The sequence below is a fragment of the Paenibacillus gorillae genome, from assembly GCF_000513275.1.
Taxonomy (GTDB): Bacteria; Bacillota; Bacilli; order Paenibacillales; family Paenibacillaceae; genus Pristimantibacillus; species Pristimantibacillus gorillae.
Genome location: NZ_CBVJ010000044.1, coordinates 25572 through 45825, shown reverse-complemented (window position 1 = coordinate 45825; position 20254 = coordinate 25572). Strand labels below are relative to the sequence as shown.

Here is a 20254-nt window from a genome sequence, read left to right as displayed (position 1 = left end):
TCTGAGGACAGTGAGCAATGACGATATGTGGAAAGCGTACTCGAGGGGAATGGCTGCCGTATTGAATGAAGGCGGCATTCAGGTGTCGGCGCTTTTGCTGCGTTCCTATCGCCAGTTGGGACTGTCCGACACGGAGGCGATGCTTCTTCTTCAGCTGATGCTGTTCAGGGACAATGAAGGCATCGAATTCCCGACACCTGTCCAACTCGCTGACAGGCTTGGCATAACGGGTCAGAAGGCGGAGCAGCATTTGGGGAAATTGATGAAGGAAGGGTTTCTGGCAATCGACGATCAGATCGATGCGGAGACCGGCATTCAATCCGAGCAATACAACTGGAGCGGCTGGCTGCTGAAGGCAGCGGAATGGGCTGCAGGCGAGAAGCGGGACACGAGACGGGCGGAGCGCAAGACGCCAAAGCGGTCTGTTGATCCGAAAAATTTGTTCTCCGTCTATGAGCAGGAATTCGGACGGCTGCTGTCGCCGATGGAATGCGAGACGATCAGCACTTGGCTCGATCAGGACCGGTATCCGGACGAGCTAATCCGCTTTGCCCTGAAGGAAGCCGTTTTTGCGGGCAAGCTTAACTTACGCTATATAGACCGGATTTTGTTCGAATGGGGCCGTAATCGCGTAACGAATGTGGATGAGGCGAGAGCGTTCACCCAGAAATTCAGAGGCGGTCGCGGTTAGTAATAATCAACACAAGTATAATAGTAACACTGCAGTAAAGCCCTGGCCTATTGGCTAGGGTTTTACTGCGTATAACAGCATAAGGCCGCCATCCAATATTTCGGTAACGATGGAGTAGTTATGCTCTTCCAGCCAGCGTCGAAGCGGGGAGACTGTATCGTGGCGGTCGGCTATGGCGAGTCTCCCTGCGGGCAGCAGAACGCGGTCGGCTTCTATTAGGGCAAGAAGCAGCTGATTAGGCTCCAGATGGCGGAAAGCGAAGCTGGAGGCGATGAAGCGGTAAGAGGGACCAGAGACCGGCAGCGTGAGCAGATTGCCAAGACGAGGCTCTGCTGCTGGAAGCCGTGCGCGCAGCACGGCGAGCATTTCCTGTGATTGCTCTATAGCCGTCACAACAGCTCCCTGAGCGATTAGGAGCGCTGTCAGGTTGCCAGTTCCCGCCCCCAGCTCCAAACCTGACTCCTGCGGCCTGGGATCGAGCCATTCGACAATTTGGAGCAGCGCGTTTTCGTATTGCTTTAGAGTAAGCTCACTGGCCAGCGCTGCGAGAGGAGCGTCTTGGCCATGAACAAGAGCCAGCTCATCATAATGCCACCGGTCGCTCCAGGTCATCCGCTCGATTCGGGATTGTTTGAGCTGCAGCGTGCTTGATTCAGCTGCCTCAAGATCTGGGGCGGACTGCTGTGAACGCCAGACCGCTATCGATCTGTCGAGCGCTTGCAGCCGCCGTCCTTGCTCGATCCATTCGGCATACAGCTCGGCCCGCACCTCATCGGCTTGGCGAATAAAGTTGTCACTGCCAGCCGGATCAGTCTGTTCGACGTCCAGAGCCAAGGCTTCGAGCACTTTGCCGATGGCTGTAACGGGAAGACCCAGCTCCCGCAGTGCAATGATCCAGCGCAGCTGATTGATATTGTCCTCGCTATAGTCGCGGTAGCCGTTTTCTTCTTCTTTTCTCGGCTTCAGCAGCCCTTTTTCTTCGTAAAAGCGCAATGCGCGAGGCGTGACGCCAAGCTGTTTGGCCGCTACATGTACTTTCATTCCAGCTCACCGCCTTTTCTTTCCTTCACTATATACATTAACGCAGCGTCAAGGTCAATGGTTGAATGTTTTGATTGGAGGGAGCACTGCCGTGCAAAGAACGAACTCGGCCCCTAACGCAGGAATGCGATAGGGGCCGAGTCGTTTTATTTATTGCCTTTAAGAAGCTCTAGGCGGTATACGTATTCAAAGAGGAACTCGAAAGATTCCAAGTGGCGTTTTGCTTCGAACGCATTGGCGCCCCAAGCATAGATACCGTGGTTGCGGAGCAGAATGCCGGGAATCTTCGCATTGAGACGCTCCGTCACTTCCGGAACGATTCGCGGAATTTCTGCGAAGTTGGAAACGATCGGAATGTCGATTTCAGCGTCTTCTTCCCAGATATTCAACCCTTTAATCAGCTCTACCGCTTTGACCGGAACCGCTTTGCGGTCCCAGAACCATTCGGAGACGATGCTATTATAGACGGAATGAATGTGGAAAATAGCTCCTGCACCCGTCAAACGGTAAATTTCTGTATGAATAAGGGTTTCAGCCGAAGGGCGCAGAATCGTCGCTTCGACCGGCTTGCCGTTTTGATCAACGATCAAATAATCCTCTGGCGTATGGACGGTTTTGTCCTTGCCGCTGGCGGTTACAGCGAATTGAAAATCATCAGCCGCAAAGTCGCCGACTCGAACGGAGAGATTGCCGCTTGTACCCGGAAACCAGCCGCGTGAAGCGAATAGTCCCTTCACGTCGCGCAGCTCCGCGAATGCTTGTTGCTTCTGTTCCAAAGTTACGTTCTGATAAGCCATGTTAGAATGACCGTCCTTCCTGAAATCCAACTCTATGTGTATGCCTCTCCGCTGCAGAGAGGCAGAATGCTAGGCTTGCTTCAACTGCTTAATCACGTCATGAAAATCTTGAAATTCGAAGTGCGGCAAGCCAAGCTCACGGCATTTCTCAGTCAGAATAGAACGGGAGAATACCGTATCTGCCAGCTTTGCTCCTTCAAAATCGGTAACGCTGTCTCCGATGAGAATTCGCTCGTAATCGCTATCCGGGAAACGGCGCATGATCGTCGTCTTGCACATGCCGCAATCATTGGTACAGTTGCCGTCGCAAGGATGCGGCCATGTAATTTCGATGTGCTCGCCGCTGAAGTCGCTGCCATTGCAATAGATATGATCCTGTGGAATGCCAAACGGCTCCAGAATCGGATAGACGAAAAACTCGATGCCGCCGCTGGTCACATAAAACTCGATATCCGCTTCTTTGCAGTAAGCCAGCAGATCAGCGAAGCCTTCGCGGATTTTGGCATTCGTAATGCCGAATTCCACAACTTCCTTCTGCATCGAAGAGGGCAGCAGCCGGAACATTTGCCCGACTCCGTCGCGGATGGAAATTTCTTGACCAATGACTTTAGTAGCGATCGCTTCCCAGCCCGGCGGGTTGAAGTGGCGGATGATAGCTATGATATTGTCGTTCACCGTAATGGTACCGTCAAAGTCGCAGAAGATGATGCGTTTCTTGGTTGCTGTCATTATTCTTTTACTCCCCATGCGTCAATTGCCGCCTGCAGCGGCTCATTGCCCGGCTTTGCCGCTGCCTCGCGCAGCGGCGTACCGTTAAGCGAAGCGTCGATCGCGATGCGGAACGCTTGACCGCCGGCTGCTGTGCCCATCGGATGGCCGTGAATGCCGCCGCCAGCGTTTACGACAACGTCGGTGCCGAAGTCGCGTAAAATAAGCGGAACGAGCCCCGGATGAATGCCTGCCGACGGAACAGGGAAGCTTGTGCGCAGCTTGTCCGACGGTGCGAGCAGTGCATCCTTGACTGCAAGATTCTCTTCCTTCGGCATTACAACCGAGCCGTAAGGGGAAGGGAAGAGAACGAGATCAGCGCCTGCTAGGCGCATCAGCTTGCCAAGCAGCACCGACGCACCGATGCCGTAATGCGGCGATGGGTAGAAGGCGCCTGCCATAGCCGGATGCGCGGCGATCGGAACGTTGATAGAGCTGTCTTTGCTCAGCTCATGCAATACATCATAGCCGTAGGCCAGCACGTTGAACAACAAGGCGTTGGCGCCTGCATTGATCGCTTTGCGGGCATTGTCCGCGAGCTGTGAGGTTGGCCCCGTAAGGTTTACGGCATAGAGAAGCTTTTGTCCTGTTTCCTGCTGCGCGCGCTGTGCAGCTGCCATACAGACTTCAACGCGTTTCTCCAGCGGGGTCAGCGGATTTTCGAACAAAATTTCATCGTCCTTGATCAAATCGACGCCGCCGAGAGCCTGTTTGAAGAACTGATCCTCCAGATTGGCCAGATCATGGCCGACTACCGATTTGAAAATACTCATCAGCAGCGGGCGGTCATGTACACTAAGCAAATCACGGACACCTTGCAAGCCGTAGGCCGGGCCCGGGAATGCCGATTGAAATTGCTCCGATACGTCCAGATCGATCAGCTTAATCTTGCCGTCCATGGAAAGCTTGCCGAAGATCGTAACGAGCAGCGCAGGGATATCGCGGCTGAAGTTAATGTCAGGGTAGGCGATGCGAATGTCGGCATAACGTTCACCGCCGGCTGGTTCATGAACATCGACCGACAGCACTTTGCCCAAGTGTTTTTCCATTTCCGCTTTGCGGGCTTCCGGTAAATCCGTCCAGCTGCCTACCGTCAGGCCAACGGCAATGGATTGCGCTTTTTTATGAAAATCCGCTTTGTCATCAAAGCTTCGGTAAGTCGCGATACATACTTGACTCATACTCATTTCATGATGCTCCTTTCGATTTCAGCACCCAATTCTGCAGCGCGTTCTGAAGAGCGGAGCATGCCTTTAATGATTGTCTCGGCTAATTGGCCGGCAGCCATCGTCTCAATGGCGGCTTGCGTCGTGCCGTTAGGCGACGTTACTTTGCGTCTCAGCTCCGCTGGCTCCTCGCCAGTCGTCCGGACCATCTCAGCGGCGCCAAGCACCGTTTGTATAACCAGATCTTTAGCGGCTTCCGGCGCGAGTCCAAGCTTCTCAGCAGCAGCGAGCATAGCTTCCATGAAGTAATAGACATAAGCCGGACCGCTGCCTGACACGCCTGTAATCGAATCTTGCAGCGGCTCTTCAACAACAGCAGTAATGCCAACCGATTGGAAAATCGTTTCCGCGAGCTGGCGCTGTTCTTCAGATACAGTGCTGGAGAAGCTGATTCCAGTCGCGCCAAGGCCGATAGTGCTGGATGTATTCGGCATGGTGCGGACGATCGGAATTTGCCCGCCGAGCAGCTTTTCAATCGATGTGATCGATATGCCGGCAATAACGGAAACGATAAGCTGTTTCTCGTTGACGTAAGGGCGGATTCCTTCGATAGCTGCGACAGCGTCCTTAGGCTTCATCGCCAGAAAGATAACGTCTGCTTGCTGCAAATAGTTTTCGTTCGTCGAACCTTCCAGCGTCGTTGCGATGCCGTAACGCTGCGACAGCTCGCGCAATCTTTCGGTGTTGGAACGGTTAAGCATCGAGATTTGGGAAGGCGAAGTTAAGTTTTGATTCAAAATGCCGCGCATAATGGCCTCGGCCATCGAGCCGGCTCCATAGAAGCTGAGCTGCAGCGACTGGATCGCAGCCGCTGCGCCGTTTGTTGCTGATTCTGCCATGGTGGCAACCTCCATCTGATTATTCAGGTGTGTATGTCATGTCCGCATCAGGTTAACCGCGTATTTGTCCGTTGCCGTAAATGCGGTATTTAGTTGAAGTAAGGGCAGGCAGTCCCATTGGACCCCGTGCATGAAGCTTTTGCGTACTGATGCCGATCTCTGCGCCGAAGCCGAATTCAAATCCGTCCGTGAAGCGGGTGGAGGCGTTGTGATAGACCGCTGCCGCATCTACTTCCTCCAGAAAGCGTTCAGCATTTTTCACATCTTCCGTCACGATACATTCCGAGTGCTTCGTCCCGTACTTACGGATATGATCCAGAGCTTCGTCCAGATTCGAGACGATTCGAATATTCATAATATAGTCGCTGTATTCGGTCGCGTAATCCTGCTCGGTAGCCAGTACTGCCTGTGGAAGCAGCTTTAGCGTCCGGTCACAGCCCCGGAGTTCGACGTTAGCTGCCGTAAATTTATCGGCAAGCTGAACGAGGTGGCGCTCGGCAAATGCTTCATGAAGGATAAGCGTCTCCATGGAGTTGCAGACAGAAGGGCGCTGCACCTTAGCGTTGTATGCGATATTAGCTGTCATTCCATAGTCGGCGCTGCTGTCGGCGTAGGTGTGGCAGATGCCCGCACCCGTCTCGATGACAGGAACCGTTGCATTGTCGACCACATTGCGGATCAGCGAAGCGCCGCCGCGTGGAATAACGACGTCAAGCAAGCCGTTGAGCTTCAGCATCTCATTGACTGAAGCGCGGTCGGAATCCTCAATTAATTGAATCGCGTCAGATGGGAGGGCCGTCTGAGTCAAAGCTTCACGCAGCACTCTTACAATTTCACGATTGGATTCCAGTGCTGCCGAGCCGCCGCGAAGTACAACGGTGTTGCCGGTTTTGAGACATAGGCCAACTGCGTCTACCGTAACGTTAGGGCGAGCCTCATAGATCATGCCGATAACGCCGAGCGGTACTCTTTTTTTCTCCACGCGCAAACCGTTTGGACGGTCAAATTGCTCCAACAGCTCTCCGACTGGATCTGGCAGCTCCACCACTTCCCGCAATCCCTCTGCAATAGCGGCTACCCGCTGTTCATTCAAGGAAAGACGGTCAAGCAGGGAGGAGCTTGTGCCTTGCTCCCGTCCTCTTTGAAGGTCCAAGCCGTTTGCCTCGATGATGGACGCCTGATTCGCTACTAGAGCATCAGCCATTGCGTTCAGCGCTGCATTTTTCTGTTCGGTGGTTGCTTTGTTCATGAGTCCTGTTGCATTCTGGGCTAACGTCGCTTTTTGTCTAACTTCGCTTATCATATCGAAAACCTCCGCTCTTTATGTTGAATTCGTAAGTATTCATAATAACTATCGCAATGAAATCCATTCATCCCGGTGGATGACCTCGATGCGGGCGACATCCACCCGGCGCCGTACTTCCTCGGTGCTTAGTCCAGCAGCCGCTTGCACTTGCCAAGCCGCATAGCTGACGACGCCGCGTCCGATCGTCTCGCCGCTTTCGCCAACCACCTCGACTACATCACCGGGGTGGAACTCTCCTTCAATGTCGCGGATGCCGGCAGGGAGGAGGCTTTTGCCGCCGCTTAGAAGCGCGTGCTCAGCGCCGTTGTCGACGATGATTTTACCCTTCGGCATGGAGTGGAAGCCCAGCCATTGCTTCTTCATCGGCAAGCTGTCAAGCTGCGTATCGAAGTAGGTGCCTCTGCCGTTTCCTGCAACGGCAAGCGCCAAATCTCCGGGCTGCTGCACTTTGCCGATAAAGGCATGTACGCCGCCGCGCATCGCGATTCTCGCCGCTTCGATCTTGGAGCGCATGCCGCCGGTGCCGACGGAGGAGCCGGAGTCTCCGGCCAGCTTCATGATCTCCTCGGAGATCTGATCGACCCGCTCGATCTTGACGGCCTCCGGATTTTTACGCGGGTCTTCCGTGTACAGGCCGTCCATGTCGGTTATCATGACGAGCTGGCCGGCTTTGGTCATCGCAGCAACAAGAGAAGACAAGTAGTCGTTGTCGCCAAACTTCAGCACAATTTCATGAGTGGATACCGTATCGTTCTCGTTGATGATCGGTATCGTCCGCAGCCGGAGCAGCTCTTCAATCGTCATTAACGCATTAGAGATGCGCTTGCGGTTGGAGAAGTCCGCGCGCGTCAGCAGGATTTGCGCGGCAACGATGCCATATTGACTCATTGCCTCCTGATAGGCTTGCATCAGGAGCGCTTGACCGACTGCTGCGGCAGCTTGTTTTTCATGAACAGCCTTCGGTCTGGCAGGGTACCCGACCTGACGGAAGCCAGCGGCTACGGCGCCGGACGTTACCAATATGACGCTTGTGCCTCGCGCATGCAGGGCAGCAAGCTCTGAGGCGAAGTAAGCAATACGTTCGCGGTTCAAGCCGCCTTCATCGGAAGTAAGCGAGCTGCTTCCGATTTTTACAACAATTCGTTCCGGCATCATCTGTCTCATCCCATTTCCTGACAAAATAAAAAGGCTCTCGTCCATAAAGGACGAAAGCCTGTGCTTCCGCGGTACCACCTTTGTTGACTGCCGTTATGCAGCTATCGGCTTGCGATAGGCATAGATGTGCAGTCCTGCTTAATGCCTCGTAACAGGAGGCGCTGTCCGGCTCATCGCCGACCGTTCAGGGGCTGGTTCGGCGAGCGATCGGGGTAAATTCTTGCAGCCTAAGGAATTTACTCTCTGTTCACGACCTATTCAAGCTTACTATTCCCGTCATCACGTTACATGTTTAATTAAGGAATAGCATATCATGATCCGGCATTGCTGTAAAGCAAGGCAGATGAAGCAATTACGCGATATTTACTAGTAAAACAAGGCGTTTAGAACAGTCCAAGCCTGCCGATCCGCTCGACGGCTTCGACGATTCTTTCTTCGCTGGTCAAGAGGCCAAGGCGGACATAACCTTCGCCATTTGTGCCAAAGCCGACGCCAGGCGCAACGACGACATCGGCTTCTTGCAGCACAAGATCAGCGAAGGATTCCGAAGTATGGCCTTCCGGAACCGGAAGCCAGCAGAAGAAGGAGCCGCCTGGGCGCTCCGCTTTCCAGCCGATACGGTCAAGTGCGCCAAACAGCGCTTCGCGTCGGCTTTCGTACGTCGCATTGAGTTCTGTTACGCACTGCTGCGGGCCGGTAAGTGCTTCGGCCGCTGCTTCTTGAATACCGCCGAACAGGCTGCAATAGTAATGATCTTGAATCAAATTGATCAGGGAGACGATTTGCGGATTTCCGATAGCAAAGCCTACTCGCCAGCCAGCCATGTTATACGACTTAGACAGCGTATAGAACTCGACCCCAACCTCTTTGGCGCCCGGTGTCTGCAGGAAGCTGATCGGCCGTTTGCCGTCAAAGCCAATTGCGCCGTAAGCGAAGTCGCTTGCGACAACGACGCCGGTCCGGCGGGCGAAAGCAACCGTTTCTTCGTAAAAAGCCGGGGTAGCAACTGCACCAGTCGGGTTGTTCGGATAATTCATGAACATCAGCTTAGCCCGGTTCAACGTTTCTTCATCTATGGCGTTGTAATCCGGAAGGAAGTCCCGGTCAGCAGTCAGCGGCATGAAGCGCATTTCCGCTCCTGCCAATGCGACACCAGACCAGTAGTCGGGATAGCCGGGATCGGGCACGAGGCAGACGTCACCGGGATTAAGCAGGCATTGGCTAATTTCGACCAGTCCTGTTTTACCCCCGAATAGGATAGCGACTTCAGTCGCCGGATCTACATCTACGTTGTAATCTTCTTTATAACGCTTTGCTACAGCTTCCTTAAGAAAAGGAAAACCGCTAAACGGCGGATAGCGATGATATAACGGATTAGTTGCTGCCTCCTGCAGCTTTGCCACAATATGCGGGGGAGTCGGCTGATCCGGATTGCCTTGGCCCAGATTAATGACGTCGCGGCCTTTCGCGACTTGGGCATTAGCTTTAGCTACGAGCTTGGCGAAAAATTGCGTCGGCAATCCCGTCATCCGCTCCGCGGGTTTAATTGTATGTTGTCCGATTTGCGTTTCCATTCCCTCACACTCCACAAATAGTTGCTTCTCTCATAAGATCGACATTGAATTTAATGTAGCATGCGAAAACCTTTTATGTCGAGTATATTAGTCGGCATGAGAGGGAATGGCATCAGCGGTATCCGCAATCTCGCTGTTAGATCAATCCAGCTTAAGGCAGCCCGATTTTTTGGATAAAAGGTTTAATGTCTGCGCTGAACAGCAGCAAATACGGTCTGCGCTGCTCGTCAAATACGAGCAACAGCGGCGGTTTATCATCGCAATAAAAGAGGAAAACATCTTCCGCGGCAACTTTAATGCCGTTTACTTTAATCGTGACCGGCTTCTCCAGCGGTATCCGGTATACATAGCTGCAGGTATCATCATTTTTGAGCTGCGGGGCCAGACCCGTTACCGAAGCAATCCAGCTATGAGCAAAGCTTTGGAACTGCTTGTCATTCGGTACGCTTTTTACAACTTTACCTGCTTTGACATCAAATACTTGAACAGGCTTGAACGGTTCTTCATTCGCAGCCTCCGCAGATACAGACATTGCAAAGCCAAACATCATGCTTACTGCAAGCAGCATCGCTGCCAAACGTTTGAACGGCATGAACATCTCTCCTTTTTTAAGTGGGGGATTCGGGTCGGGCATCAAAAGTTAGATTTCCCAACTTGACAGAGAACCATGAGAGGGTATCATTAGGGAAAAATAATAATGTTTTGTGAAGGGAAGTTTTTACCCATGACATCATCATTGCGGATCGCGCTTCTGCAAATGCATATCGAGGTTGGACAGCCGGAAGCCAACTTCGCGAAGCTTTCAAGAATGCTGGAGGAGGCGGTTGCCGGTCCGGGCAAGCCTGATGTGATCGTATTTCCAGAAATGTGGAATACCGGCTATGCGTTGACAGAAATCAATGAACTAGCAGATCCAGAGGGAGAGCGGACTAAAGCGTATATTTCGGCATTCAGCCTAAAACATGGCGTCTACGTTGTTGCCGGCTCTATTGCGGAGCAGAAGGCTGATGGCGTGTACAATACGATTTTTGCCTTTGACCGGGAAGGCCGGGAAATTGGCGACTATTCCAAAATCCATCTGTTCCGTCTTATGGAGGAAGAAAAGTATTTGGCTGCAGGCGACAAGCTTGGCCAGCTGCAAATTGAAGGCCATCAAGCCGGCATGATGATTTGCTACGATATTCGTTTCCCTGAGCTGTCCCGCAAGCTTGCGCTGGAGGGCGCCAAGCTGCTGTTCGTTCCAGCGGAATGGCCGCATCCGCGACTTCATCATTGGCGTACTTTGCTTACGGCCAGAGCCATTGAGAATCAGATGTACGTTATCGCCTGCAATCGTACAGGAACCAGCGGCGAAACGTCGTTTTTCGGCCATTCCATGGTGCTTGACCCATGGGGCGAAACGATCGTAGAGGGCGGCGAGGAAGAGGCGATCCTTTACGCCGATATTGACCTGTCGCTAGTCGATTCCGTGAGAGCGAAAATTCCAGTGTTCGAGGATCGCCGTCCGAAGCTTTATTAAGTTGTTGTTTGGCTTGAAGTTCGTTCTGAGCGAGGTTGCGAGGTTCTCCAGTATAGGGAGAACCTCGTTTGTGTTTTTGGGGAGTGGGGGAGGAGATAGTAGAAAGTTAGTTGGCTCAATAGGTGTGTTGGGTAACAAACAGTTGGTTATTTCATTCGTGTGCAGTTGGCCGGTAGTGATGATAGTTTGGGTGCGAGCGGTGCTCCGCTATTTAGCGAAGCTGATTCGTTATTTTCCTAGCTGGAGCAAGTTACATTAAGTGTTACTTGCAGCTCTCTAATACTGGCTCATCGTACTGTTCATCGTCCGGATGAAGGCGTCGGCTGCTTTCGAGAGGTAGCGGCCCTTCCGGTAAGCGATGACTAGCGTACGTGAAGGGTTGTCAGCCAGCGGCAAGTAGACGGGGGCGAACTCGCTCCCCCGGTAGCGGGTCAGCATGCGGGGCACGAAGGCGACGCCCATGCCGCCGGCGACTAATGATTGAATCGTCTCCATGTTACTGCTTTCGAAAACGATATTTGGCGTAAAACCAGAGCGCTGGCAGAGCTCGACCGTAATTTGCCGGAAGCCTTGCCCCTTTTTGAGGCCGATGAACGATTCTTCCTTCAGCTCTTTAATTTTCAGAGGTGCGCTAGTTCCAGCAAGACGATGCTGAGGCGGTACAGCCAGACATATTTCTTCTTCCATTAATACTTCCCAGGCCAGGGAGGAGTCCTCCAATGGCAAGGAGAGCAGGCTGATGTCGGTGCCTCCGCTTGCGGTGAGCTGTTCGAGCCGCGCTGAGGTCTCCTCCATCAGCACGACCTCAATTTGCGGATACAGCTCGCCAAACACAGGCAGCACGAGCGGCAAAATATGCGCACCTGTAATAGGCATCGTGCCAACGACCAGCCGGCCGCGACGCATTTGCGCCATATCGTCCATTTCCTGCTTTAATTGCTCGACAGCATCGAGAATGGTCTGCGATTTGGTAATGAAAACCTCGCCTGCCTGGGTAAGTTCGACGGAATTGGTGGTGCGTCGGAATAGAAGCACGCCGAGCTCCTGCTCAAGCTTGGATAGCTGCTGGCTCAGAGAGGGCTGGGCGATATGCAGCTTTTCGGCGGCGCGGGAGAAGTTTTTTTCGAGTGCAATCTGTTTGACGTACTGAAGTTGTCTAAGTTCCATGGTGGAAATATTCTCCCTTTCAAAAATAAGTTTTCTCTCTATTCTCACTGATAGATGGGGTATTCTCATCCATACGTGCTTACACAACTGCTATAGTTGATACCTATAAACGTTATAGATATTATATCTTAGATCAATCAAGAAAGAAATGCTATGCTAGTTCCATCTTAATAAAAGCTAAAGAGAAACATTGATAAGACGGGGTGAACATAATGACGAAAAGAACACTGTTTGAGAAAATTTGGGACAATCACGTCATTCATCAAGAGGAAGGCCAGCCAAGCATCATTTATATCGACTTGCAGCTGGTGCACGAAGTAACTTCGCCGCAAGCTTTCGAAGGACTTCGGATGTCGGGCCGCAAAGTGCGCCGCCCGGACCTGACTTTCGCAACGATGGATCACAATGTACCGACGAAAGATCGTTACAATATTACAGATCCGATCTCCAAGCAACAAATCGACACGCTTACGCAAAACTGTAAAGATTTTGGCGTAAAGCTGTTTGACCTTGACAACATCGACCAAGGTGTCGTTCACGTTATGGGCCCAGAAATCGGCCTGACACACCCGGGCAAAACGATCGTTTGCGGCGACAGCCACACTTCGACACACGGCGCATTTGGCGCTCTTGCTTTCGGTATCGGCACTTCCGAAGTTGAACATGTTATGGCTACGCAATGCTTGCAGCAATCGAAGCCAAAAACGATGGAAGTCCGCTTCAAAGGCAGCCGGAAACCAGGCGTAACGGCAAAAGACTTGATCTTGGGCGTTATCGCACAATACGGTACTGACTTTGCTACTGGCTACGTAATCGAGTATACAGGCGAAGCAATCCGCACTTTGACAATGGAAGAGCGTATGACAGTCTGCAACATGTCGATCGAAGGCGGCGCGCGCGCTGGTCTGATCGCACCGGACGAGACGACTTTCAATTATCTGAAAGGCCGCGAGTACTCGCCGGCTAACTATGATGAGGCAGTTGCAGAGTGGAAGCAGCTGACGACTGACGAGGGCGCATCCTACGATACAATCGTAGACTTCGACGTTGACTCACTGATCCCGCAAGTAACTTGGGGCACAAGCCCGGGCATGGGTACGGACATCACGTCCAAAGTTCCATTCCCTCAAGATCTGCCTACGGAAAACGAGCGCAAAGCTGCAGAAAAAGCGCTTGAATATATGGATCTGAAACCAGGCACGCCAATGACTGAAATCGAAATCGATTATGTCTTTATTGGTTCTTGTACGAATGGCCGGATCGAAGACCTTCGCGCTGCAGCCGAAATCGCTAGAGGCTACAAAGTCAGCGACCGTGTAACGGCTATCGTCGTTCCAGGTTCTGGCCGCGTTAAGATCCAAGCGGAAAAAGAAGGCCTCGACAAAGTATTTGTCGAAGCTGGATTTGAATGGCGTGAAGCGGGCTGCTCCATGTGCCTTGCGATGAACCCGGACGTGCTTCAACCGGGCCAACGCTGTGCATCGACATCCAACCGTAACTTTGAAGGCCGTCAAGGCCGCGGCGGACGTACGCACCTTGTATCGCCGGCAATGGCAGTAGCTGCAGCGGTTAACGGACGCTTTACTGATGTGCGCGATTGGAACGTTAAATCCGAAGTGTTGAACTAATTGAACGTGTGAGAGAGGGGTATTACCGATATGGAACCATTCAAACAACTAACGGGCATCGTTGCCCCGGTCGACCGCGTGAATGTCGACACGGACGCTATCATTCCTAAACAATTTCTGAAACGCATCGAGCGCAGCGGCTTCGGCCAATATCTGTTCTTCGAGTGGCGCTTTCACGAAAACGGTGAAGTAAACGCTGACTTCGAACCGAACAAACCGCGCTATCAAGGCGCTTCCGTCTTGATTTCCCGCGCTAACTTCGGTTGCGGATCTTCCCGTGAGCATGCGCCTTGGGCGATTTTGGACTACGGCTATCAAGTTGTAATCGCGCCTTCGTACGCGGATATTTTCTACAACAACTGCTTTAAAAACGGCATTCTGCCAATCAAGCTGAGCGAAGAGCAAGTCGAAGACCTGTTCCAGCGCACAGCGAAAAACGACGGCTACAAGCTGACTGTCGATCTGGAAAACAAACGTCTGACTGACGACTACGGTCTGGAGCTTCCGTTTGAGCTTGATGAGCATCGCCGCCAGTTTCTGCTGCAAGGCTTGGACGACATCGGCCTGACGCTGAAGCATGAAGATAAAATTACGGCCTATGAGCAAAAACGTGCCGCTAAGCTTGGTTAATACGCAGCTATGAGAAGACGGTCCCCCCAATTAGGGGGCCGTTTTTGTTTATAATCGTTAAATACTGGGTAAGGAACCAGTGTGCGCAGCGATTTCCGATACAGGAAAGAAAAACCTAAAACATTGGCCAAGTACGCAACTTTTTCTGTCGCCATGCGTCTAAAAATTGTCTGGTTAAGTCGAATGATCACATTCGATGCGGGCAATTTCAGTCATCGAGGTGGAAAATGAAGAAGTTTGTACCCGTTTTGTTGTTTATGTCGGTATTGTTCACTTTATTTGCCGGCGTCGGACAAGCCGCTAGCGCGGCTGTAGTACCGAAGCTGTATTTGAATGATCAGCTGTTGAAGCCTACAGTAGATCCACAGATCGTTCAAAAAGGGTATACGATTGTTCCGATCAGACTTGTATCCGAAAGCATTGGTTACAAGGTAACCTGGATGGAAGAGTCGCAGACAGTCATCATACATAGTGAAACTGACGAAATCATCTTGAAGATCAACGACAGCATCGCATTGGTAAACAACGAAAAAGTGCAAATGGATACGCCTGCAGTCGTGCTGAAAGGGAATACCCTTATCCCTCTCCGCTTCATCGGGGATAATCTTGGCATTAAGGTCGTATGGAACAACGACTCGAAGTCCGTGTACTTGTACAAGGACGATAAGCCGGTTGATCCTACGGATCCTTCTACGCCGCCAACAGATCCGCCGCCTGGCACTACAGGCAAGCTGACTTCCGTCTTGTATGATGGAATGAACGGTATCGTAGTGAACTATGAAGGAACGGCAACGGCAAAGACGCCGTTCAAGCTGGACAATCCTAAGCGGATCGTTATTGATTTTCCTAATGTAGGGTATTCAGATGAGCTAGCCGCACAATTTAGCGGTGCTGAAGGTAAAATTCCGGTAACGGGACATGCCACACTGACGCAAATCAGATATTCTGTATTCTCCAACAGTCCTACAACAGCGCGTATTGTGCTCGATTTGTCAGCCGATGCAGGTGTTGAGCTGACGCCGGGTACCAATGAACTGCGCATTAGCATGACGGATGGTACGACAACAACGCCTACTGATCCGACAACACCTACCGATCCAACAACGCCAGTGGACCCGAATCCTCCAACGAACAAGGTATACAACGTCGTTATAGACGCTGGCCATGGCGGTACCGATCCAGGTGCGAAAAGTATTTTGACCGGCAAATGGGAGAAAGAATTCAATTTGGCTTTATCGTTGAAGGTGAAAGCGCTGCTCGATAAAGAGAAAAATATTAAGCCGCTGCTCAGCCGCCCGGATGACAATTTTGTTACCCTTGCGAATCGAGTAACGTTTGCAAAAACCAATAAAGCGGACTTATTCTTATCCATTCATGCGAACAGCAATCCGAAATCGGATGTTACAGGCTCGGAAACCTATTATTATCGCGAAGACAGCAAAGCATTCGCAAACGTTATTCACAAGCATTTCGCGAAAGGGACAGGCCTCAAGGACAGAGGTGTGAAGAAGGAAAGTTTCCATGTAATCCGGGAGACCACAATGCCGGCCGTGCTGCTGGAAGCAGGCTTCCTCTCCAATCTGTCGGACTCTAACACATTGTTCAGCGATGCTGCCCAGACTAAAATGGCGCAGGCGATCGTAGCGGGCATTAAAGAGTACTTGAAACTTTCATAAGAAAGCGAGTGAGCAACATCATGCGTAAACCGATCAAATGGGTACTGCCACTGCTGCTGCTGGCAGCTATTACAACGGCATGCGGCGGCAATTCCGCTACAAAAGGCGGTTCGGCTGCGACAGAAGCGCCGACGGCAACACCAACCGTAACGCCTGAGCCTACGGAACCGGCTAAAAAAGAGGCAAAGATTGATGTCTATTTTGCCGATAAAGAATTTAACGCTGCGATTAAGCAGCAAGCGGATATTGCTTATAGCGATGATGCCGACTTAGTGGAACAAGCCGTTAAAGCCTTGCAAGCGGAAGGTGAAGGCGAAGCCCAATCGTTATGGAAGCCGATCGAGTTATTGTCGGTTAAGCTGGAGAACGGCTTGGTAACCGTCGACATCCACTTACCGGATGAGGCAAGACTAGGAGCGCCAGGCGAAGCTATGGTGCTCGACAACTTGGAGCAAACGCTGTTCCAGTTTGATTTTGTCCAATCCTATGATTTGCTGGTAGACGGCCAGCCTGCCGAGAGTCTTATGGGGCATATCGAGCTGGAGCATCCAACTGTTCGTTCTGCACAAGAGTAGATAAAATAGAGCAATCGTTTATAGAAACAGGAATATTATAAGGAGGAAATTTATTCATGCCATCGCAATCTTCCCGTACAAAATTAGTAGCTAGCGCGTTAGCCTTCACATTGCTTGCCGGCGGTGTACCGGCCATTCTTCCCGCTCAATCGGCGTATGCCGCAGCGGTCGGGAATACTCCTTTCACAGACGTAAGTGCCGGTCACTGGGCAGAGAAGCATATTGCCAAGCTTGCGCTGCAAGGCATCGTTAACGGTTATGTGACGGTAAATGGTACTTCGGAGTTCCGTCCGGCCAAAAGCGTGACGCAAGAGGAAGCCATTGTAATGGCACTGCGGTTTGCCGGACTTCAGAACGAAGTGCAGGTCGGAGGCACGGTGACGTTCCCCGATACTTTTAAAGTCGGCGCTTATTTCAAGCCGTATGTAAAGCTAGCATTGGATAAAGGCATTTTGGACGAGAAAGAAGAGTTTGCTATCGCTGCTGGCAACGGTGGCAAAGGCTGGGGCGACATTGCTGCTTCCAGAGAATGGATAACGAAGCTGCTTGTCCGCGCTATCGGAGAGAACAACAAAGCGCTTCAACTGGCCAATACGAAATCCTCGTTCAATGATGATGGTCAAATCGCTTCGAACTATCGCGGTTATGTGAATGCAAGCGTATCTTTAGGGCTGGTAAAGGGTGTAACTGCCGATAAATTTGATCCGAAGGCACCTGTCAACCGGATGAGTCTGGCAGCATTGTTCAGCCGCGCTGAAGCTCTATTCCCTGTACAATACGAAGGACAAATCAGCGGTATCGTGACGAAGCTGAGCAGCAGCTCTGTTACCGTATATAACGGAGGAACTGAGCAGACCTATACGGTTGGTTCGGATACGTTGTTCTACCGTGCAGATAGTGATACAGCGATAGCTGCTTCCGCAGTTAAGCTTTATACGAAAGTGTCTGTGATTGCGAAATCTGGCAAAGCACTTTATTTGGAGTCTCTCAGCGATGAGCAGCAAATCGAGACGATTACAGCCAAGCTGGATCGCGTGAACGCGGCGGGCAAATATATTTACGTATGGATCAATGACGAGCCGGTTAAAATCAATTTTGGCGACGATCTGACGATTCTCGACGTATCAGGCAATACGATTAAGCTTGCTGATCTGAAACGCGACAGCAGCCTGACGATTACGCTCGATAAATTCCGTGATCAACGTCTGGCCGTGAAGCTGGTTGCCGATCAGCAGACTGGAGCTGGAACGGTAAAGGGCCAGTTTTTCATCGCGGACAATACGATTATTACGTATGTGGACGCCAACAAACAGCCCGTCACTAAGTTTTTGGCCAGCAAGGTCGATGTGACGATCCCTGGCATTAGCTCAGCGACGCTCGATGATCTGGTGAAGGAAGCCGATGAAATCGAGCTAACGATCAATGACAATGACCGCGTTACAGCTGTGAAGGTCGTGAACCGGAATGTAGAAACGTTGAACGGCGCAACGGTAGAAAGCTATTCGCCGGACAAGAAGATGATGGTTATCATTGATGCTACCGGCAAAAATGCTTCTATTATTTACTTGAATGACAAAACGAAAATCGATTATAACGGCAAAGCGATCTCGGTAGCCGATGCAGCTGAATATTTGACTAAAGGGCGGAAGCTCAACATTAACGCATCGGGACAAGCTGCAATTTCTGTTCAATTTATTTATAAGCAGACTGGCGTTATTACTTCCATTAATACGTCCAGCAGCACGCTCAGTTTGAATGACGGCAAGTCAATTGTAAGCGTACCTTACGTTAGTGGTCCTACAGTTGAACTTGGCGGCCAGTCCTACGGTACACTGACTGATCTAAAAGTTGGAGACACGGTAACAGCGCTTCTGGATTCTAACCAAACGAGGGCGTCGACGATTCAATTGCATAAAACGTACCAATATACAGTTACTTCGATTAACAGCCAAAATAAGAGAGTAACTGTATCGACGGGTGTTGGTTCTGCAACTCGCGATCTCGACCTGTCCGGTATTGATATTACCGATGAAAAGGGCACGAAGCTGACTGTGGACAAGCTTTCGCTTGGCACGAATATTAACGTTGCGTATATCGGAAAAGCGATTCAATACGTGAAAGCAATTGAATATACGTATGGAACGATTCAATCCGTCAACACAACAGGCTTCGTTGTTGGCTTTAAGAACGGTACGACGAAGTCTGTTTCGGTAGGCGCCAGCTTCAAAGTAAACAAGGGAACAAGCTCGGCTGCGAATCTGTCGCTGTTGCAAGCGGGAGACATCGTTGAAGTGTACTTGGATGCAGGCGACACTGTTATTGTGAACGTTGCGGTAGGCGAGCAGCGTACATTCACTTCGTATAGTGCTGCAGACAGCACGCTGTGGACTCTAATGACATCCTCGGCTGACAATGCCAACTTCTTCCGGGTAACAGAGGAAACAAAGGTGACCTATAAAGGCGATAACATCGCAATCAGTACGCTGAAAAGCGGGGATACCATCGTCGTTTATGGGTTCCGCAATAAGGCCTATGAAATTAAAAAAGTGTAAAATCGTAAGGTTATGTGAAAAAACTGCCCATTTGGGCAGTTTTTTTCTTTATTTAACGCTTATAATGGTTGCGCACCGTGACAAATTTCGCTACACTTTGAACGATAGTGTTTGGATGGGGGAGCGAAGGACGATGAATGCGAAGCAGAAGATGCGCCATATACTGGATACATTGGCAGAGATGTTCCCCGATGCGCATTGCGAATTGCGTCATAGCAATCCATTCGAGCTTACGATTGCGGTATTGCTCTCCGCGCAGTGTACGGATGAAACCGTTAATAAGGTGACTGTATCTCTGTTCGAAAAGTATAAAAAACCGGAAGATTATTTGGCTGTACCGTTGGAGGAGCTAGAGCAGGATATTAGGAGAATTGGCCTATTCCGCAGCAAGGCCTCCAACATACAGAAGCTATGCCGCATTGTAATTGACAAGTATGACGGCGACGTGCCATCCAAGCACGAACAACTGACCGAGCTTCCGGGCGTAGGCCGGAAGACAGCCAATGTGGTCGTCTCCAATGCATTCGGCGTACCGGCTATTGCAGTCGACACCCATGTGGAACGGGTATCAAAACGGCTTGCTTTGGCTAAACCGGATGATACAGTGCTGGAAGTGGAAAAGAAGCTGATGAAGCTGGTGCCGATGGACGAATGGACGCTAACGCATCATCGGTTGATCTTCTTCGGCCGATACCACTGCAAAGCGCAAAATCCGCAATGCCCGATTTGCCCGCTGCTGGATTTATGCAAGGAAGGCCAGAAACGTATGAAGCCGGGCATCGTGAAGAAAACTAAAAATAAGGCAATGAAACCGAAAATAGCCAATGAAGGATGATGACGATGAAATGCATTTCCGTTTACACGAACAATTTTGAGCTGTTCTCCGATATTTACGAGCAGGTACTGGAATCCCCGCCTCAAGAGAACGAAGATATTCTTGTAGAAGGAATTACGGTTAGCGGCTCCGGCGACGTGCCAGACCAATATATTGAGCGCATGCGCCAAAAACCTGAAGTAGTTGTAATGAAGGAGAAAGAACGTAACATTATGATTTTGCAGCATGGCAATGTCTTCGAAATTTGCCTGCCTGCCGAAGAGGAAGCTGTATAA

At 51.1% G+C, this 20254-nt stretch carries 19 protein-coding genes; 9 read left to right on the top strand and 10 right to left on the bottom strand.

Annotation, left to right across the window (positions count from 1 at the left end; translation table 11 throughout):
- The first annotated feature begins 10 nt into the window (after positions 1-10).
- The gene (locus TY10_RS07935; protein ID WP_081735158.1) at positions 11-691 is read left to right on the top strand and encodes a DnaD domain-containing protein; all 681 of its coding nucleotides are present in this window, start codon (positions 11-13) and stop codon (positions 689-691) included.
- A gap of 54 nt (positions 692-745) precedes the next feature.
- On the opposite strand, the gene TY10_RS07930 is transcribed toward TY10_RS07935, so the two are convergent.
- From TY10_RS07930 to TY10_RS07890, 9 genes are all read right to left on the bottom strand, one after another.
- Entirely contained in the window at positions 746-1732 is a 987-nt protein-coding gene (locus tag TY10_RS07930; protein ID WP_052350432.1) for a MerR family transcriptional regulator, read from the bottom strand.
- A gap of 146 nt (positions 1733-1878) precedes the next feature.
- A complete protein-coding gene (gene mtnB / locus TY10_RS07925) occupies positions 1879-2529 on the bottom strand; it encodes a methylthioribulose 1-phosphate dehydratase (RefSeq protein ID WP_042162346.1) in 651 nt (216 codons plus the stop codon).
- A 69-nt stretch (positions 2530-2598) separates the two neighbouring features.
- Positions 2599-3258: a 2-hydroxy-3-keto-5-methylthiopentenyl-1-phosphate phosphatase gene (locus TY10_RS07920; protein ID WP_042162344.1), complete on the bottom strand. Its 660-nt coding sequence runs from the start codon at positions 3256-3258 to the stop codon at positions 2599-2601.
- On the bottom strand, positions 3258-4478 hold the full coding sequence (locus TY10_RS07915) for a 2,3-diketo-5-methylthiopentyl-1-phosphate enolase (RefSeq protein ID WP_042162420.1): 1221 nt from the start codon (positions 4476-4478) through the stop codon (positions 3258-3260). Before TY10_RS07915 ends, TY10_RS07920 begins: the two co-directional genes overlap by 1 nt.
- 2 nt (positions 4479-4480) lie before the next feature.
- Positions 4481-5362 (bottom strand): pyrroline-5-carboxylate reductase, encoded by an 882-nt coding sequence (gene proC / locus TY10_RS07910; protein WP_042162341.1) that lies wholly within the window; start codon positions 5360-5362, stop codon positions 4481-4483.
- Between the two features lie 52 nt (positions 5363-5414).
- Positions 5415-6665, bottom strand: a complete 1251-nt coding sequence (locus TY10_RS07905; protein ID WP_042162339.1) for a glutamate-5-semialdehyde dehydrogenase — start codon at positions 6663-6665, stop codon at positions 5415-5417.
- A gap of 48 nt (positions 6666-6713) precedes the next feature.
- On the bottom strand, positions 6714-7820 hold the full coding sequence (gene proB, locus TY10_RS07900) for a glutamate 5-kinase (protein ID WP_042162418.1): 1107 nt from the start codon (positions 7818-7820) through the stop codon (positions 6714-6716).
- 386 nt (positions 7821-8206) lie between these two features.
- A complete protein-coding gene (locus TY10_RS07895; RefSeq protein WP_042162337.1) occupies positions 8207-9397 on the bottom strand; it encodes a pyridoxal phosphate-dependent aminotransferase in 1191 nt (396 codons plus the stop codon).
- Between the two features lie 151 nt (positions 9398-9548).
- The gene (locus tag TY10_RS07890; protein WP_042162335.1) at positions 9549-9989 is read right to left on the bottom strand and encodes a hypothetical protein; all 441 of its coding nucleotides are present in this window, start codon (positions 9987-9989) and stop codon (positions 9549-9551) included.
- Between the two features lie 132 nt (positions 9990-10121).
- On the opposite strand from TY10_RS07890, the gene TY10_RS07885 reads away from it, so the two are divergent.
- Positions 10122-10916, top strand: a complete 795-nt coding sequence (locus tag TY10_RS07885) for a carbon-nitrogen family hydrolase (protein WP_042162333.1) — start codon at positions 10122-10124, stop codon at positions 10914-10916.
- Positions 10917-11192: 276 nt separating this feature from the next.
- Here the strand turns inward: TY10_RS07885 and TY10_RS07880 are convergent, their stop codons facing one another.
- Entirely contained in the window at positions 11193-12083 is an 891-nt protein-coding gene (locus tag TY10_RS07880; protein ID WP_042162331.1) for a LysR family transcriptional regulator, read from the bottom strand.
- A gap of 212 nt (positions 12084-12295) precedes the next feature.
- Here TY10_RS07880 and leuC point away from each other — a divergent pair, with 212 nt between their 5' ends.
- The 7 genes from leuC (at position 12296) to TY10_RS07845 (ending at position 20254) form a co-directional block, all read left to right on the top strand.
- Complete coding sequence (leuC, locus tag TY10_RS07875) at positions 12296-13711, top strand: 3-isopropylmalate dehydratase large subunit (RefSeq protein ID WP_042162329.1); 1416 nt, start codon at positions 12296-12298, stop codon at positions 13709-13711.
- 30 nt (positions 13712-13741) lie between these two features.
- Positions 13742-14341, top strand: a complete 600-nt coding sequence (leuD, locus tag TY10_RS07870; protein ID WP_042162326.1) for a 3-isopropylmalate dehydratase small subunit — start codon at positions 13742-13744, stop codon at positions 14339-14341.
- A 227-nt stretch (positions 14342-14568) separates the two neighbouring features.
- Positions 14569-16017 (top strand): N-acetylmuramoyl-L-alanine amidase family protein, encoded by a 1449-nt coding sequence (locus tag TY10_RS07865; RefSeq protein WP_042162323.1) that lies wholly within the window; start codon positions 14569-14571, stop codon positions 16015-16017.
- A gap of 20 nt (positions 16018-16037) precedes the next feature.
- Positions 16038-16592 (top strand): GerMN domain-containing protein, encoded by a 555-nt coding sequence (locus TY10_RS07860; RefSeq protein ID WP_042162322.1) that lies wholly within the window; start codon positions 16038-16040, stop codon positions 16590-16592.
- Positions 16593-16648: 56 nt separating this feature from the next.
- A complete protein-coding gene (locus TY10_RS07855) occupies positions 16649-19144 on the top strand; it encodes an S-layer homology domain-containing protein (protein ID WP_042162320.1) in 2496 nt (831 codons plus the stop codon).
- Between the two features lie 133 nt (positions 19145-19277).
- Positions 19278-19979, top strand: coding sequence for an endonuclease III (gene nth, locus TY10_RS07850; RefSeq protein WP_042162318.1), 702 nt, complete (start codon positions 19278-19280; stop codon positions 19977-19979).
- A gap of 5 nt (positions 19980-19984) precedes the next feature.
- Positions 19985-20254 (top strand): NAD/NADP transhydrogenase subunit alpha, encoded by a 270-nt coding sequence (locus TY10_RS07845; protein ID WP_042162316.1) that lies wholly within the window; start codon positions 19985-19987, stop codon positions 20252-20254.

Bases quoted from the DNA above. Each gene is read 5' to 3' on its own strand.
- TY10_RS07880 (WP_042162331.1), bottom strand. From the start codon at position 12,083: ATGGAACTTAGACAACTTCAGTACGTCAAACAGATTGCACTCGAAAAA.
- proC (WP_042162341.1), bottom strand. From the start codon at position 5,362: ATGGCAGAATCAGCAACAAACGGCGCAGCGGCTGCGATCCAGTCGCTG.
- TY10_RS07865 (WP_042162323.1), top strand. From the start codon at position 14,569: ATGAAGAAGTTTGTACCCGTTTTGTTGTTTATGTCGGTATTGTTCACT.
- TY10_RS07915 (WP_042162420.1), bottom strand. From the start codon at position 4,478: ATGAGTCAAGTATGTATCGCGACTTACCGAAGCTTTGATGACAAAGCG.
- TY10_RS07860 (WP_042162322.1), top strand. From the start codon at position 16,038: ATGCGTAAACCGATCAAATGGGTACTGCCACTGCTGCTGCTGGCAGCT.
- TY10_RS07905 (WP_042162339.1), bottom strand. From the start codon at position 6,665: ATGATAAGCGAAGTTAGACAAAAAGCGACGTTAGCCCAGAATGCAACA.
- nth (WP_042162318.1), top strand. From the start codon at position 19,278: ATGAATGCGAAGCAGAAGATGCGCCATATACTGGATACATTGGCAGAG.
- mtnB (WP_042162346.1), bottom strand. From the start codon at position 2,529: ATGGCTTATCAGAACGTAACTTTGGAACAGAAGCAACAAGCATTCGCG.
- TY10_RS07890 (WP_042162335.1), bottom strand. From the start codon at position 9,989: ATGCCGTTCAAACGTTTGGCAGCGATGCTGCTTGCAGTAAGCATGATG.
- proB (WP_042162418.1), bottom strand. From the start codon at position 7,820: ATGCCGGAACGAATTGTTGTAAAAATCGGAAGCAGCTCGCTTACTTCC.
- TY10_RS07920 (WP_042162344.1), bottom strand. From the start codon at position 3,258: ATGACAGCAACCAAGAAACGCATCATCTTCTGCGACTTTGACGGTACC.
- TY10_RS07930 (WP_052350432.1), bottom strand. From the start codon at position 1,732: ATGAAAGTACATGTAGCGGCCAAACAGCTTGGCGTCACGCCTCGCGCA.
- TY10_RS07885 (WP_042162333.1), top strand. From the start codon at position 10,122: ATGACATCATCATTGCGGATCGCGCTTCTGCAAATGCATATCGAGGTT.
- leuC (WP_042162329.1), top strand. From the start codon at position 12,296: ATGACGAAAAGAACACTGTTTGAGAAAATTTGGGACAATCACGTCATT.
- TY10_RS07855 (WP_042162320.1), top strand. From the start codon at position 16,649: ATGCCATCGCAATCTTCCCGTACAAAATTAGTAGCTAGCGCGTTAGCC.
- leuD (WP_042162326.1), top strand. From the start codon at position 13,742: ATGGAACCATTCAAACAACTAACGGGCATCGTTGCCCCGGTCGACCGC.
- TY10_RS07845 (WP_042162316.1), top strand. From the start codon at position 19,985: ATGAAATGCATTTCCGTTTACACGAACAATTTTGAGCTGTTCTCCGAT.
- TY10_RS07895 (WP_042162337.1), bottom strand. From the start codon at position 9,397: ATGGAAACGCAAATCGGACAACATACAATTAAACCCGCGGAGCGGATG.